The sequence below is a fragment of the Pseudolysobacter antarcticus genome, from assembly GCF_004168365.1.
Classification (GTDB): Bacteria; Pseudomonadota; Gammaproteobacteria; order Xanthomonadales; family Rhodanobacteraceae; genus Pseudolysobacter; species Pseudolysobacter antarcticus.
On record NZ_CP035704.1, the window covers coordinates 203,580 to 219,322 of the forward strand.

Annotated in this window: 8 protein-coding genes; 4 read left to right on the forward strand and 4 right to left on the reverse strand. The window is 61.4% G+C overall.

The features are described 5' to 3' along the window. Positions 1-5 precede the first annotated feature (5 nt). Together ELE36_RS00945 and ELE36_RS00950 are read left to right on the forward strand one after the other, a co-directional pair. Complete coding sequence (locus tag ELE36_RS00945; RefSeq protein WP_129831316.1) at positions 6-2,561, forward strand: MtrB/PioB family outer membrane beta-barrel protein; 2,556 nt, start codon at positions 6-8, stop codon at positions 2,559-2,561. A gap of 8 nt (positions 2,562-2,569) precedes the next feature. Beyond that, the gene (locus ELE36_RS00950) at positions 2,570-3,259 is read left to right on the forward strand and encodes a c-type cytochrome (protein ID WP_165371417.1); all 690 of its coding nucleotides are present in this window, start codon (positions 2,570-2,572) and stop codon (positions 3,257-3,259) included. A 44-nt stretch (positions 3,260-3,303) separates the two neighbouring features. On the opposite strand, the gene ELE36_RS00955 is transcribed toward ELE36_RS00950, so the two are convergent. Further along, positions 3,304-4,944 (reverse strand): FMN-binding glutamate synthase family protein, encoded by a 1,641-nt coding sequence (locus ELE36_RS00955; protein WP_129831318.1) that lies wholly within the window; start codon positions 4,942-4,944, stop codon positions 3,304-3,306. Between the two features lie 71 nt (positions 4,945-5,015). Then, entirely contained in the window at positions 5,016-7,352 is a 2,337-nt protein-coding gene (locus ELE36_RS00960) for a hypothetical protein (protein ID WP_129831319.1), read from the reverse strand. Between the two features lie 383 nt (positions 7,353-7,735). Here ELE36_RS00960 and ubiA point away from each other — a divergent pair, with 383 nt between their 5' ends. Next, positions 7,736-8,665, forward strand: coding sequence for a 4-hydroxybenzoate octaprenyltransferase (gene ubiA / locus ELE36_RS00965; RefSeq protein WP_129836529.1), 930 nt, complete (start codon positions 7,736-7,738; stop codon positions 8,663-8,665). A gap of 787 nt (positions 8,666-9,452) precedes the next feature. On the opposite strand, the gene ELE36_RS20230 is transcribed toward ubiA, so the two are convergent. Next, complete coding sequence (locus tag ELE36_RS20230; RefSeq protein ID WP_165371393.1) at positions 9,453-9,602, reverse strand: hypothetical protein; 150 nt, start codon at positions 9,600-9,602, stop codon at positions 9,453-9,455. Between the two features lie 12 nt (positions 9,603-9,614). Between ELE36_RS20230 and ELE36_RS00975 the strand changes: the two genes are divergently transcribed. Next, positions 9,615-12,698 (forward strand): Kelch repeat-containing protein, encoded by a 3,084-nt coding sequence (locus ELE36_RS00975; protein WP_129831320.1) that lies wholly within the window; start codon positions 9,615-9,617, stop codon positions 12,696-12,698. A 320-nt stretch (positions 12,699-13,018) separates the two neighbouring features. On the opposite strand, the gene ELE36_RS00980 is transcribed toward ELE36_RS00975, so the two are convergent. Then, on the reverse strand, positions 13,019-15,685 hold the full coding sequence (locus tag ELE36_RS00980; protein WP_129831321.1) for a delta-60 repeat domain-containing protein: 2,667 nt from the start codon (positions 15,683-15,685) through the stop codon (positions 13,019-13,021). Positions 15,686-15,743 lie beyond the last annotated feature (58 nt).

Genomic DNA, 15,743 nt, shown 5'->3' on the forward strand with positions numbered 1-15,743 from the left:
CGACCATGCTCAAACGCCAGCACCGGATCACGCCATCTTTTTGCGCATTGCTGGGGTTATTGCTGCTGCCCGTAATGACGCTGGCCGATACCGGCGTCGGTGTGGATACATGGCGCGGCAACAAGCTCGATCCGAACGCGGGCGCGGCGCTGCAAGCGACTGACGAACGCGGCACGAGCTGGTTGCAGCCGGGGCAACATCGCTCACCAAGCGGCAACTTGTACATGTGTCCGGCGCAACCGCCGAGCGCCGAAATCGCCGCTGACTGGGCGTATTACGGCGTGCTGCAGATCGGTTATCTCGGCACGGGCGGCGATGACAAGAACGCGTTGTGGAATCGTTATGTGAAGTGGAACAGCGGGCTCGTGCTCGGCCTGTTCGACCTGAATTTCGAGCGCGCCGCCGATGGCACTTACGCGGGAATTCGCGGCAGTCGCATCAGCGATGACGATCAGTATTACCAGGCGGTGTACGGCCGCGCCGGCAGCTACAAGATCCAGGCGTTTATCCGCGATATGCCGAACGTGCTCAGCAACGATGCGCGGCCGATCTGGAACGGCGTCGGCAGCAATAATCTGACCTTGCCGAGCACACTGGTCGCGGGCGGTAGCACACCTGCGCAAGTCGCGGCGGTATCGGCGGCCACGCCCGAACGCACGCTTGAAGTCACGCGGCAAAAACAGGGCATCGGTTACAGCGGATTTCTCACGCCGCAGTGGACTTCATACATCAACATCACCAACGAGGAACGTCGCGGCGAACGCGCATTCGGCGGGCCGATGTATTTCAACTACCAGTTGCCGAACGACGGCGGCGCGCTCGAAACGGTCAAGCCGATCAACGACAGCACAGTCAACATCAACGCCGGATTCCGCTTCAGCGGAAAAACCTGGCGCATGGATTTCGGCTACGTCGGATCGTTCTACCGCGATGCCTACACGGGCTTCAGTTACCAGACGCCGTTCGCGTTGTATCCGGTGGTTGCGGGTGCGACTTCGGCGCCGCTCACGCAAGGCCAGTTCGCCACCGAGCCGGACAACAATTATCACAACCTGCAAGCCACGTTCACGCGCAAACTGCCGATGAACGGCGAGCTGTCGCTGACCGGATCGGCTGGACGCATGACGCAGAACGATGCGCTGATCGCGCCGATCAATTGCCAGGGCGTGTTCGGCATCGATACCAATCACAGCGGTGTGGCGGGGCCGAACAATCCGCTGCTGTATTCGTGCGCGCAGTGGAACACCAGCGCCGCCTTGTCGCGACAAAATGCCGACATGCGCATTGATACCAGCATGCTCGATGCACGTTTCGTGCTGCAGCCGAGCAGCGATGTCAGCATGCGTGGCGGCATGAAATTCAATCGCGAGGATTATCGTAATACCTACGTCGCCTACAACCCGCTCACAGGCCAATATGGCTATCCGATCGAGAACGGTTCGCAGGGCAGCATCGTGCCGGGTCTGACCGGAATTTATGATCCGTTGCTCAATCCTTCGGCGATCACGCGCATCATGAGTTTGCCGCTGGATGAGCAAACCATCGAGAGCAATGTCGGCGCCGACTGGAAAGTTTCCGCGCACGATACGCTGGGCGCGACGTTCAATTATCGCGACTACGCACCCAGCCATCGCGAGCGCAGCGAAGTGCGCAACAACAGCATCAAGCTGACGTGGGTCGATCGTGCGATCGACTGGCTTACCTTGCGCGCGAACTACACATTCCTGCGTCAGTCTGGCGACAGCTACAACTACAATCCGTACGATTTTCTCTACTCCAACAGCCTGCCCGGATTCGTCGCGCCGGCTGGTGGCGTGCCGGCCTATACGGCGGAGGCGATGCGCGCTTATGACTTGTCCGATCGCGACGAGAACAAGGTCAATCTCATGGCGACGATCATGCCGCGCGAGGATATGACGATCAGCCTTTCGCTGCGCGGCGACTGGAACAATTACGACGCGCAGATCGGTCGGAAAAAATACGACACCACGGGTTTGGCATTGCAGTGGGAATGGCAACCGTCGCCGACCACCACGGCCAGCGCGTATTACGGTCAGGATCGCTCGCGCATCGACCTCGCGAACGTAGACAATTCCAGCGCGAGTCCCGATCCGACCTTGGGTGGCGCGGCCTATCCGAATGCCGGGCGCTGGTGGGTCACCGATCGGCAAAAAAACAGCAACCTCGGCATCACGATGAATCATCAGCTCGGTCGCGTGCGCTTCGATGCGAACTGGAATTATCTGAACTCGCGCGGCTTGACCAATTATCGTTTTACCACGCCCGCCGCGCTCGCGTATTTCAGCGACGGATTGGTGCCGGGCGACGCATTTCCGGCGATGTCGTATCGCGTAAATTCGATCACGATCGGTGCGACTATTCCGCTGATGGATCGCGCGTCGTTGCGTATCTATGACTACTACGAACGCGGTGCGATCGGCGACTGGCATTACCTCGGTTTTGATCAGGGCCTGGTCTATGATCATCGCGTTTACAGCGATGGCGGACCGCAAAGTTACAGCGCCAATCTGATCGGCTTGCTGTTGAATATCCGGTTATGAAAACGACGATGAATTTTCGCTTCGCATGGCTCGCGCCGCTGCTCGCCGTATTGTCGTTGCCGACGTTCGCCGCGAGCGCGGCGACGGATTTTGTCGACCTGCGTCATGCCACCGCGATTCACGGCGACGCTGCTGCGGGTGAGGCCAAGGTTGCGGTCTGCAGCGCGTGCCATGGCGCGCAAGGCAATGCGGTCGTGCCGCAGTTTCCAGTGCTAGCCGGACAGCGCGCCGAATACATTTATCAAGCGCTGCGTGGCTTCCAGCGCCGCGCCGATCCAGCCTCGCCGATGACGCCGCAAGTGAAGGATCTGAGTGACAGCGACCTGCGCAATATCGCGGCGTATTTTTCCGCGGCTGCGCGCCACGCGGCCGTGCCGGCGACGGTCGATGCCCAGCTCGCGAACGACGGCGAGCGGCTGTTTCTCGTTGGCGATCCGACGCGTGGCATTCCGCCGTGCCAGGGTTGTCATGGTCTGCACGCGGACGGTCATGCGTTGAGCGATCGCGCCGCATTCTATCGATTGTTTCCGGTGCTGCGTGGCCAACACGCCGACTACATCGCCGCGCGTCTGGCAAGTTATCGCGACGACAAGACCCACGACACGTCGAACGCGCGGATCATGCGTGGTGTGGTCCAGAACATCGACGACGCCAGCGCCAAGGCGATCGCCGCATGGCTGTCGCAGCTCAGCGAATAATCATCGCGATGCGCCAGTCTGCGCAAACATTGCGCCAGGCGAACTCAGCGGGCTTTGACTAGCCGCAACGCCAGCACATCCGGCGGCGGCGCAAACGTATCCGGCCGCGCCACTTGCCAGAATTTCTTGAACACCGCGTGCTCCGGCACTCCGTTGATCAGCTCGCCCGGTTCGAGAAAATTGTACAGCGCGGCGAGTGAGCGGATCTCGGTCGGCGATACGCGCCGGATCACATGCTCGGGGCCGATCTCACTCGGATGATTCAGGCCCGATGCCGCGATCAATTCCTTCAGCGCCTTGAGCGTGTTCTCGTGAAAATTCATCACGCGATCGGCCTTGTCCGGCACCACGAGTGCGCGCTGGCGCGAAGCATCCTGCGTCGCGACGCCGGTCGGACAACGATCGGTATGGCAGTTCTGCGATTGAATGCAGCCGAGCGCGAACATGAATCCGCGCGCCGCATTGCACCAGTCGGCGCCGAGTGCCAGCGTGCGTGCGATATCGAATGCGCTGGTGATTTTGCCGCTCGCGCCGATGCGGATCTGATCGCGCAGGCCGATGCCGACCAAGGTGTTGTGGATCAGCAGCAAGGCTTCGCGCAGCGGCGCGCCGACATGATCGGTGAACTCCATCGGTGCCGCGCCGGTGCCGCCTTCGCCGCCATCGACGACGATGAAATCCGGCAACAGGCCCGTACTCAGCATCGCCTTGGCGATGCCGAACCATTCCCACGGATGGCCGATCGCAAGCTTGAATCCGGTCGGTTTGCCGCCGGATAAAACCCGCAGTCTAGCTACGAAACGCAGTAATTCTTCGGGCGTGTGGAACGCGCTGTGCGCGGCGGGCGAGACACAATCGACGCCGATTTTCACGCCGCGCGCGGCGGCGATTTCCGGCGACACTTTCGCCGCCGGCAGCACGCCGCCGTGGCCGGGCTTGGCGCCCTGGCTGAGCTTGACCTCAATCATTTTTACTTGCGCCGAGGCGGCGTTGGCGGTGAAACGCTCTTCGCTGAAACTGCCGTCGTCGTTGCGGCAACCGAAATAGCCCGAACCGATTTCCCAGCACAGATCGCCGCCGTTTTCGCGGTGGTATTGCGAGATCGATCCTTCACCGGTGTCGTGATAAAACCCGCCGCGTCGCGCACCTTCGTTGAGCGCGCGGATCGCGTTCGCCGACAATGCGCCGAAACTCATCGCCGAAATATTGAACACACTCGCCGCATACGGCTGCGTACAATCCTTGCCGCCGATCGGTACGCGAAAATTGTGATCGGCGATTTTCGCCGGCGCGAGCGAATGGTTGATCCATTCGTATTGCGGCTGGTACACGTCGAGTTCGGTGCCGAACGGGCGCAGATCCAGCGCATTTTTTGCGCGCTGATAAACGATCGAACGTTGCGCGCGCGAGTACGGCACTTCGTCGGTATCCGACTCGACCAGATACTGCCGAATCTCCGGCCGGATCGCCTCGAAAAAATAACGGAAATGCGCCAGCAGCGGATAGTTGCGGCGCAAGGTGGTGTGATGCTGGCCGATATCCCAGATGCCGACAATCACCAGCGCCGCGCTGATCGCCGCAACGATCCACCAGCCGATGCCAAACAACAACAGGCTCAGCGACAACAGCAGAACCAGCACGCAAAAGGCAAACGCAAAATAACGCGAGGGCAGCGGATTTTTCATGGCATGGCTCATCTTGGAACGACCGGCGCGAGCATAACGCCGCGCCGCGTTCCCGGCGAGACATGATCGGCTTACGGCCCGAAACCATCGTAGAAAATTTCGTCGCCATGCAGTTTCCACCACACCAGCAAATCGGTCAGTGCCTGCGGTGGCTGGGCCGGCGCGGGCTGGCCGGCCTGATTGGTCTGGTTGATGCCATGGCAACTGTTGCAGGCGCGGATTTCGCCGGGCTGGAATTCGATCCAGTAACGCTCGCGCACCACTGTAGCGTTCGGCGGTAACGTCGACGATCCGCATGTGGTCGACGGCGCCAACGATTGCCATGCCATAGGTCTTTGCGCAGGCACAAACAGCGCAACCGATCCATCGGTCGCAATGAACTGGCTGCCCGGCACGGTCATGTCGCCGGGCATGTTGAACTGCAGCGCGTGCGTATCGTTCAGCGGCCTCGCAATAGGGCGGCGACCGGGCAACGCATTCGCGATTGTGCCAGTGGAGGGGTACAAGCCGCGCACCTGATCGGCCTCGAAAAACTGCATACGATCGATGCAATACAGCGGCGGTCCGGTGTAACCAAGCAGGTTGCTGATCGTCTGCGCGCCGCTCGGCACGCTGAGATTGTACGGTTGCTGCTGGTCGGCGCGATCACGCGAGGTGGCGTTGCGTATCACCACCAGCGCGAGATTCTGGCTCTGCAGAAACTGCTGCATTTGCGCCACGCTGACACCATTGTTCGGATGACTCTGATTGAAGTTGTCGAACACGGTTTGTTCGGGCGTGCCGCTGATCGGCGCCTGCGCCGTCTGCGGTGGCGTGGCGCGCGCAACGACCTCAACCGGTTGCAGTTCCCACAGCGCTCCGCTGTAGTTCACGGTGCCGTTGGCTTGTCCGCTGATGTTCGAGGCGTAGTTGTATTTGAGGCCGGTTTTGCTGATGCCGCCGGTGATCAGTGGATTCGCCGATGGCACGTATTCGGTCGCGCTGTTCTGGCTGATCGCAGTCAAAGTATACAAGTGGAATTGATAGTTGCTCGGTGGCAACGGCAACGGACCGATATTGTTTTCTCCGTCCGGAATGTTGGCGAAGGCTGCAATCAAACTGCCGTCGCTCATCGGCAACGGATCGCGAAAATGGCCGATGTTGTATGGATAGGATGCACCGGTAAAAAGATAGGTGCTGGTTTGCGCATCGGTAATGTAAGTGACCGTCACCGCGTTCGGATTCAGCGATGGCGGTGAAGTGAGCGCCACGATCTGACCAGCGCGATGCATCTGAAACTCGGAACCGTCCACACCGAAATAACGCCCGGTTGTGGTCGGATCTTCGCGGATCTGGAAAAGATTGTTGATCGATTTCTGATTGATACGGCCCGATGCGGCGGCGCTGAAATCGATCAGGTTGGTATCGTTGGTGTAATTGCGGCTGAAACTTTGCTTGAGCTCATGGCGGCCGATGTGATTGAGAGTTTCCTCGTTGCTGCCATCCTGATTCACCGCCCAAGGAAAAAACTGGTTGATCTCGAAGCCGTTCAACACGCTGCCGACGACGTGCTTGATCGGCTCCGGAAACAACTCGGTCGCGTTCGTCGTAGTCGCATTCGCGGCCTCGGAGGCGTAGTCGAATGGCATGAGTGGCGTCGGTGTACTTGGATCGTCATTGACGTCCTGGTTCATGTGATCCCAGCGCGAAAATACCAGCCGGCCAAAACTGTCGACGAACGGATTGAACGATCCCGACGGCGTATTTTCGATCAGGCCGAGCGCACCGCTGGTGGCATCGAGACGCCACAATCCGCTGTTCGCCGGTTGTGCGCGATATTCGTCGTAGATCGGATACAGCGCCATCGCGCCGTTGCGTGGTCGATCGCTGACAAACACGATGCTACCGTCGCTCAGATAATTCGGCTGGATATTGTTGAATGGCAGCGCGGGTTGATTCGCCACCTTCTGCACGATCGGTGTTTGTCCGGCGATCACCTGTTGCAGATTGATGATTTCGTAAAGCTGCCAGTTGTAATTTTCGGCACCGCCGACACTTGCGGGCGCACCGACGACCATGCTGAAAATCGCCTTGCTCGCATCAAACGATATGGCCGGATCGCGCACCGCAATCGCCTGATTGCCGATCATCAACGTGCCACTAACGAAGTTGCCGTATCCCGCTTCCTGAGTAAGGTAACGCAGTATGCCGGCGGTCGACATCAACACCAGATCGCCGCCGCGCGGTGCGGCGAGCGTGGTCGGCAGATGATTCGCGAATGGCGACGAGATATTCATGTTCACATCGTCGTGCCCCGTCGGCACTTGAGTCACGAACAGAATCGGGTGCGGCACGACGGATGGTGACGCGGTCGCGGCGGCGCTGCTGCAAAAAAATACTGCGGCGAATAGTCGTTGCATGTTTGACATGAAATCACTCCCCTGGCAAAGGCGCTCGCGCAGCGATATTTCAATCGGTGCCATGGCGCTGTCTCCCATTCAACGCTCTGTCGGAACGATAACGAACGTCGATTCGTGCGGACGCAGGACAGACGGCATGGCGCTGCCGACAACTGGAGGTATGCGACAGCGCAAGGCCCCGCGGGTAAACTCAGCGCATGTCGGATCAGCCACCACTCAAACCGCGACCGCGTGCTGCGGTAAAATCACCGGAAGCCGCGAAGCCGCGTATCGCTTCGACAAAAGCGCCGCCGCGTGCCAGTGTCAAAACGGCAACACCGAAACCGCGCGGCAATCCAGTGCCGACGACGAATGAAAATGCCGTGCTCGCGCGCTTGGCCGCATTCGCGTCGATGTTGTTGGCGTGGCTTGGCTCGGTCTGGCGCGCTTTGGCGCAGCGCTGGAATGCGCTCGACTGGGCACATCTGCGCGAGCGGCTCACGCAGTACGCGAAACTCGCGCGGCTGCACAAGCCGATTGGCGCGGCGCTGTTGTTGTGGCCGACGTGGTGGGCGTTGTGGCTTGCTGCAGGCGATTTTCCGCCGTGGTCAGCGCTGATCATTTTTACACTCGGCGTATTCCTGATGCGTTCGGCGGGTTGTGTGATCAACGATTACGCCGATCGCAATCTCGATCCCGAAGTGAAGCGCACGATGGATCGACCGATCGCGTCGGGCAAGGTCACCCCGCGCGAGGCGTTGTATGTTTTCGCGGTGCTGATCACGCTCGCATTTGTGCTGGTGCTGTTCACCAATACGCTGACGATCGAACTGTCGCTGGTCGGTGCGGCGCTGGCGGCGAGTTATCCGTTCATGAAACGGTTTACCAACTTGCCGCAGGTGTATCTCGGCGCGGCGTTTGGTTGGTCGGTGCCGATGGCGTTCGGGGCGGTGGGCGGCAGCTTGCCGCCGGTGTGCTGGTTGCTGTTTCTGGCGAACGTGGTGTGGTCGACGATCTACGATACGCAGTACGCGATGGTTGATCGCGACGACGATATTCGCGTCGGCGCAAAATCCACGGCGATTTTATTCGGCGATGCCGATCGCGCCATTCTCGGTATCCTCATGGTGACGTTTCTCGGCAGCATGCTCATGGTCGGTGCGCGCGGACACCTGCATTGGCCGTACTACGCGGCGATGGGGGTTGCCGTGGGTCTGTTCGTGTATCAGCAGTGGCTCACGCGCACGCGTGAGCGCGATGTTTGCTTCGCTGCATTCCGCAACAACAACTGGGTCGGGTTGGTCTTGTTCGTCGGCATCGCGATGAGTTTTGCGATCAGATAAAAGCCGTCCGTGGCGCTTGCCGGTAGTGCTCCTGCATTTTCAACTCACCGGGATGTGAGGAGTGCCGGTAGGCGTCGGGAACGCCTGCGGTCGGCATTCACGCCGTCCTTGGCGATCAATCAAATGCAGGGTCGCCCGATGTGTCACTCCAGCCCTCGTGAGGGTTGCCAATCCAACCTCAAACAGTCCCGGAACGGTAGTGATCGGGCTGCTGCGCCTACTCGACATCTTCATAGCGTGGCCGGCTGACGATTACATTGCCCCGAATGACAGCTATCCGGAACGGAGTTGCGATCATCGAATGGCTGGAGTCGGCCGATTGCTGGCGGTCACGTTCTTGGCGCTTCAGGGCAGATGCGTTGGCGAGCCGAGGGCAGTTCAGCAGGCGACGCGGGTCACTGTTGCGCGCGCTGATTGAAGCGCGGCGATACTCGCAAGCCGGAGTAGACCTGCTACATTGATTGATCGGATTCAGGGGGAATGTCGTGCATCGTTGCGTAAGATTGCTTGTAGACGGGCTTTCGAAAAACGCGGTTTTGATCCCGGTTTTTGCTCTTTTCTTGCAGCTCGTTTTCGCCGCCCCCGTGTGGGCCGTGACCAACACCTGGTCGTCGGGCGGCGCACTTGCGACGGCGCGCGCAGACCACACCGCAACCCTGCTGCCCTCGGGCAAGTTGTTGGTGGTGGGCGGAGCTAACATTGGCTCCGCCGCTACCGCCAGCGCCGAGCTCTACGATCCGGCAATGAACACCTGGGCGACCGCAAGCGCGCTTGCCACCGCACGCTATCACCACACCGCGACGCTGCTGCCCTCGGGCAAGGTGCTGGTGGTGGGGGCAACAACGGCAGCAACATTTTTGCCAGTGCCGAGCTGTATGACCCGCAGACGAATACGTGGTCTGCCGCAGGTCAGCTCGCGACCGCGCGCTACTTTCACACCGCCACGCTATTGCCCTCGGGCAAGGTGCTGGTGGCAGGAGGCAATAGCGACCCTTTCACTGCGCTCGCCAGTGTTGAGTTGTACGACCCGGCAACAGACACGTGGGCGCCGGCTGGCGCGCTCGCGGTCGCGCGCGAATTACACACCGCGACTCTGCTGTCCTCGGGCAAGGTGCTGGTCGTGGCGGGATTAGACAGCGGCGTTTTCGCCAGCGCGGAGCTGTACGACCCGGCGACGGACACCTGGACGAGCGCAGGCGCGCTGTCGACCGGTCGCTACCTTCACACCGCCATTCTGCTGCCCTCGGGCAAAGTGTTGGTGGCCGGGGGCACCAGCAACGGCAGCGGCGCTCTCGTAAGCGCCGAACTGTACGACCCTGCCACGAACACTTGGGCGGTCGTAGGCGCGCTCGCTGCCGCGCGCAGAAAGCACACCGAAACCCTGCTGCCTTCGGGCAAGGTGCTGGTGGCGGGTGGCGACGACGGCAGCAACATTCTCGCCAGCGCCGAGCTCTACGACCCGGCGACAGACATGTGGTTGCCCGCGGGCCCGCTTGCTGCCGCGCGCAGACAACACACCGCGACCTTGCTGCCCTCGGGCAAAGTGCTGGCGGTGGCAGGTTCCAACGGCAGCAGTCTGGGCAGCGCCGAACTGTACGACCCGGCGATCAAGACGTGGGCCAACGCCGGCGCGCTCGTGATCGGGCGCAGCCTGCACACCGCGACTGTGCTGTCTTCGGGCAAGGTATTGGTGGCAGGGGGAGAGAGCTTGAACAGCAATTATCCCACCGCCGCCGAACTCTACGATCCAGCGTTCAACACATGGGCGGCGGCCGGCGCGCTCGCGTCCGGGCGCCGCTTTCACACCGCGACCCTGCTGCAATCGGGCAAGGTGCTGGTGGTGGGAGGCTTCAACGGCAGCAGCTATCTGGCCAGCGTCGAGTTGTACGACCCGGCGACGAACACCTGGGCGGCCGCCGGTGCGCTCTCAACCTTGCGCGGTTACCACACCGCGACCCTGCTGTCCTCGGGCAAGGTGCTGGTGGCAGGTGGCTACAATGGCAGCTATCTGGCCAGCGCCGAGCTGTACAACCCGGCGACGAATACGTGGGCGTCCGCCAGCGTGATGACGACCGCGCGCTACGTGCACAGCGCAACACTGCTGCCCTCTGGCAAAGTGCTGGTGGCGGCGGGCGCAAACAACAGCAATCTCAGCAGCGCCGAACTCTACAACCCGGCGACAAACACTTGGGCCGCCGCCGGTGCGCTCTCAACCTCGCGCAGTTACCACACCGCGACCTTGCTGCCCTCGGGCAAGGTGCTGGCGGCAGGAGGTACTGTCAGCAACATCAGCGGCGCTTTCGCCAGCGCCGAGCTATACGAACCGGCGACGAACACGTGGTCCCCGGCTGGCTGGCTGGCCACCGCGCGTGATCGCCACACGGCAACCCTGCTACCCTCAGGCAAGGTGCTGGTGGCGGGCGGCGTCGACAGCAACAGCGCTATCGCCAGCGCTGAGCTGTACGACCCCGGCACGAACACATGGGGTACCGTCCGTACGCTCGCGAACGCGCGCGATTTTCACACCGCGACCCTGCTGCCCTCGGGCCAGGTGCTGGTGGCGGCGGGCGACAACGGTGGTTTTCTCACGACTGCCGAGCTGTACGACCCGGCGATAAATACAGGGTCGCCGGCCGGCGCGTTCTCGACCACGCGCTACACCGCCACCGCCACGCTGCTGCCTTCGGGCAAGGTGCTGGCGACGGCAGGCTACAACGGCACCTATCTCACGAGCGCCGATTTGTACGATCCGGCGACAAACAGCTGGGCGGCGGCTGGCGCGCTTGCGGCCGGGCGCTACTCGCACGCAGCGACCCTGTTGTCCTCGGGCAAAGTACTGGTGAGCGGAGGCCGCGACACCACCAGCAGCTATGCCCTCAACGGCGAACTGTACGATCCGGCGACGAATACGTGGGCAGCTGCCGGCACGATGGCGATCCCACGCCAATCCCACACGGCAACGCTGCTTCCCGCAGGCAAGGTGTTGGTCGCGGGAGGCAACAACGGCACCTATCTCGTCAGCGCCGAGTTGTACGACCCGGCAACATCCTCCTGGACGGCCGGTGGCGTGCTTGCGGTCGCGCGCATATTCCACAGCGCGACCTTGCTGCCATCTGGCAAGGTGTTGGTGGCTGGGGGTTACAACGGCAGCTCTCTCGCCAGCGCCGAGCTGTACAACCCGGCGACGAACACGTGGGCGACCACAGTCAACCTCGCTACCGCACGCTACGGCCACAGCGCGACCCTGCTGCCCTCGGGCAAGGTGCTGGTGGCGGGTGGCTACAATGGCAACTGGCTCGCCAGTGCCGAACTCTACGACCCGGCGACAAACACTTGGGCGCCAGCGGGTTCGCTCGCGACCGCACATCAGCTTCACACCGCGACCCTGTTGCCATCTGGCAAGGTGCTGGTTTCGGGGGGCTTCAGCGGTAGCATTTATCTCGCCAGTGCCGAGCTGTACGATCCGGCGACTAACACGTGGGCGGCGGCTGGCACGCTTGCGACCCCGCGCGACGTTCACACCGCAACTCTGCTGCTCTCGGGCAAAGTGCTGGTAGCGGGGGGCAACAACGGCAGTGGTTATCTCGCCAGTGCCGAGCTGTACGATCCCGGCCTGGCCCCGCTAACCACCCTGCGACCGGGTTTGAGCGCAGTCAACGCCTTTCTGCTGCAAACCAGCGCGCTGGCAGCGACCAGTGCCGGCAGCAGTACGAACGCCGGCGCGATCGTCAGCACTGGATTCATGCCCTTGCTTGAAGCAAGCGGCGGAGCCAGCAACAATTCCGCGAGCAATGTGCCGGTGTTTCAAGTGCAACGCATTGACAACGATCAGATGCGCTTCATTGCGAAAAGCGAAACCGTCAACCTGACCGACACCACATTTAGCGGCAGCGCTGCCGCGCTGGCCGGATTCCCGGCCGGCCCGGTGCGCGTGCGGGTGTGGGTCAACGGTGTGCCGAGCGCGGCGCTTTACTCACGCCTGATCAATTGCGGCGTAGCGGATACGCTTTTCTGCAATGGTTTCGAACCCTAGAGCGGTTTTGCAAACCGCTCCCTGGCGGCTCAGCCGGGCAAGTCGCGGCGGTTTGCTGCTCGGCGGCCACACTAGGCTTCCTGATTGACGTGGAACCTCAGCGGCCCAACCTTCCCCCATCAATGATCGGGGGAGAAGGGGCCAGCCGCAGGCTTCGGGTGACTGAGTTACTTGCCAAGATTGTCAGCCCAGTCTGCGTCGCTGCTTCCGCCTTGACGCGCTTGCCGGTAGTGCTCCTGCATTTGCGACTCACAGAGATGTGATGAGCACCGACCGGCGTCGTCGGCGCCTGCGGCCCACATTCGCGCCATCCTTGGGGCTTACTCAAAGCCGTTGGCAAAAATGCCGTCGTTGCCGCTCAGGTAAACCTGCACCGTACTTTCGATCAGGCCGCCTGATCCGTTGTCTTGGCCTGAGCTGACCTGTCCGCGCGTACGCAGGTAGAAGGTCTGGTTGAGCTGCGGCGTGAAACCGGAATAGCGCCAACCATTGCTGATGCGCTGCATGGTGCCGACGGCTCCATATGTGCTGCCAGCTAGCGAAAACAGTAGTTGTGGTGGCAACGACATTTCCGGCCCGGCCCCGGCGCGGGTCCAGACAATCGCGCTACCACCGGCGGTGTAGCCCACAATTCTTATCGACTGCAACGCGGCTTGCGGCATGCTGAAACGCGCGATGTAGTTGCGAGGAAGCGCGCCCATGAAGGTGAACTCACCGCCCGCTACCACCTTGCCATCGGACTGTAACGCTATCGCCTTGACGTAACCCATCCCGTTTATACCGTTCGCGTTTGGATCGAAGCCTGTATCCAGGCTGTCATCGGCGTTCAGACGCGCGATGTAGTGACGTGCGACGGCGCCACCGCCGTTCGGCGACAACGAGAAAAAATCCCCGCCCAGCACTATCTTCCCATCGGGCTGCAGTGCCAGCGCGTAGACGGTTTCGTTTGCGTTCGGATCGAAGGCCGTGTCCAGACTACCATCGGCGTTCAGACGCGCGATGCGGTTGCGCGTAACCGCGATGCCCCCGTTCGGCGCAAGGGAGGTGAACTGACCGCCCACCACCAGCTTGCCATCGGGCTGCACCGCCAACGCAATGACTCTGTCGTTCGCGTTCGGATCGAATGCCGTGTCCAGACCACCATCGGCGTTCAGACGCGCGATGCGGTTGCGCGTAACCGCGACGCCCCCGTTCGGCGATAACGAGGTAAAATCCCCGCCAAGCACTATCTTCCCACCGGGCTGCAGTGCTACCGACTTGACGTAGGAGCTTGCGTTCGGATCGAACGTCGAATCCATACTGCCATCGGCATTCAGGCGCGCGATGCTGTTGCGTGTAACGGCGCCGGCACCGTTCGGCGACAGCGAGGTGAAAAGGCCGCCCAGCACCAGCTTGCCGTCGGGCTGCAGCGCCAGCGCGTAGACGTCGTCGTTTGCATTCGGATTGAATGCCGTGTCCAGGCTGCCATCGGCATTCAGGCGCGCGATGTATTTACGTACGATAGCGCCAGTGCCGTTCGGCGACAGCGAGGTGAAGTTCCCGCCCAGCAATATCTTGCCATCGGGTTGTATTGCCAGCGCGTAGACGGTGTCGTTCGCGTTAGGATTGAATGCCGTATCCAGACTGCCATCGACATTCAAGCGCGCGATGTGGTTGCGTGTGACCGCGCTGCCGCCGTTAGGCGAAAGGGTGGTGAAATCGCCGCCCAGCAGAAGCTTGCCATCGGGTTGCATTGCCAGCGCGTAGACGGGTCCATTTGCGTTCGGATTCGATGTCGTGTCCACACTTCCATCCGCATTCAGGCGCGCGATGCGGTTGCGTGTGATCGTGCCGCCGCCATTCGGCGACAGGGATGTGAAATTACCGCCCAGCAGCAACCTGCCATCGGACTGCGGTGCCAGCGCGAGCACGGCGTTGTTGGCGTTGGGATCGAATGTTGTATCGACGCTGCCATTGGTGTTCAGGCGAGCAACGTAATTGCGCGTGATAGCAGCCCCGCCGTTCGGCGAAAAGGAGGTGAAAAAGCCGCCCAGCAAAAGCTTGCCATCGGGTTGCAGCGCCAGCGCGGAGACGAAGCTGTTCGCGCTCGGGTTGAATGCCGTGTCCAGACTGCCATCGGCATTCACGCGCGCGATGCGACTGCGCGATGTGGTGGCGCCGCCGTTCGGCGACAAAGAGGTGAAAAAGCCGCCCAGTACGAGCTTGCCATCGGGCTGCAGCGCCAGCGCTGTTACTGTGTTGCTCGCATTCGGATCGAATGCCGTGTCGACGTTGCCATCGGTATTCAGGCGTGCGATGTGGTTGCGCGCAATGGCGCCGCCTCCGTTCGGCGAAAGTGAGGTGAAATTACCACCCAGCAACAGCTTCCCGTCCGGCTGCAGCGCCAGCGCATCGACGGCGGCATTCGCGTTCGGATTGAAGGCCGTGTCAATGGTGCCATCGATATTCAGGCGCGCGATGTTGTTACGTGTCATAGCGCCGCTGCCGTTCGGCGACAGCGAGGTGAACTGGCCGCCCACCACCAGCTTGCCATCCGGCTGCTGCGCCAGCGCATAGACGTAGCTATTCGCATTGGGATCGAACGCCGCGTCGACACTGCCATCGGCATTCAGGCGGGCAATGCGGTGGCGTATATATGCGCCGACCTGGTTAAATGTGCCGCCGATTACGATGCGCCCGTCCGCTTGCACAGCGATGACATCGACGGTGCTATCGACATCAGTGGCAGCAAAGCTCGCATCCAGGCTTCCATCGACGTTCAATCGCGCGAGGTGGTTGCGGGTCTGCCCATCGATCATGGTGAAATCGCCGCCGACGAGGGTCTTGCCGTCGGGCTGCACCACCAGCGCACTGACGGGGTTGTTCGCATTCGGATCGAAGCCATCGTTGGCGTTCTGCGCGCAGCTGACCGCCGGCATCGTTAGCAATGCCAGTAGCAACAGACACGGACCAGCCAAGAATCCTAAAACGCGTTCGTATCTCACCATGATGATTTCCCCAAATGACAAATAACGTCTAGCCGATAGCCGGTGTTTGCGTCGCGTC

What these genes read in the sequence shown, in the direction of transcription:
- ELE36_RS00945 (WP_129831316.1), top strand. Translation starts at nt 6, where the DNA reads ATGCTCAAACGCCAGCACCGGATCACGCCATCTTTTTGCGCATTGCTG.
- ELE36_RS00950 (WP_165371417.1), top strand. Translation starts at nt 2,570, where the DNA reads ATGAATTTTCGCTTCGCATGGCTCGCGCCGCTGCTCGCCGTATTGTCG.
- ELE36_RS00955 (WP_129831318.1), bottom strand. Translation starts at nt 4,944, where the DNA reads ATGAAAAATCCGCTGCCCTCGCGTTATTTTGCGTTTGCCTTTTGCGTG.
- ELE36_RS00960 (WP_129831319.1), bottom strand. Translation starts at nt 7,352, where the DNA reads ATGTCAAACATGCAACGACTATTCGCCGCAGTATTTTTTTGCAGCAGC.
- ubiA (WP_129836529.1), top strand. Translation starts at nt 7,736, where the DNA reads ATGTTGTTGGCGTGGCTTGGCTCGGTCTGGCGCGCTTTGGCGCAGCGC.
- ELE36_RS00980 (WP_129831321.1), bottom strand. Translation starts at nt 15,685, where the DNA reads ATGGTGAGATACGAACGCGTTTTAGGATTCTTGGCTGGTCCGTGTCTG.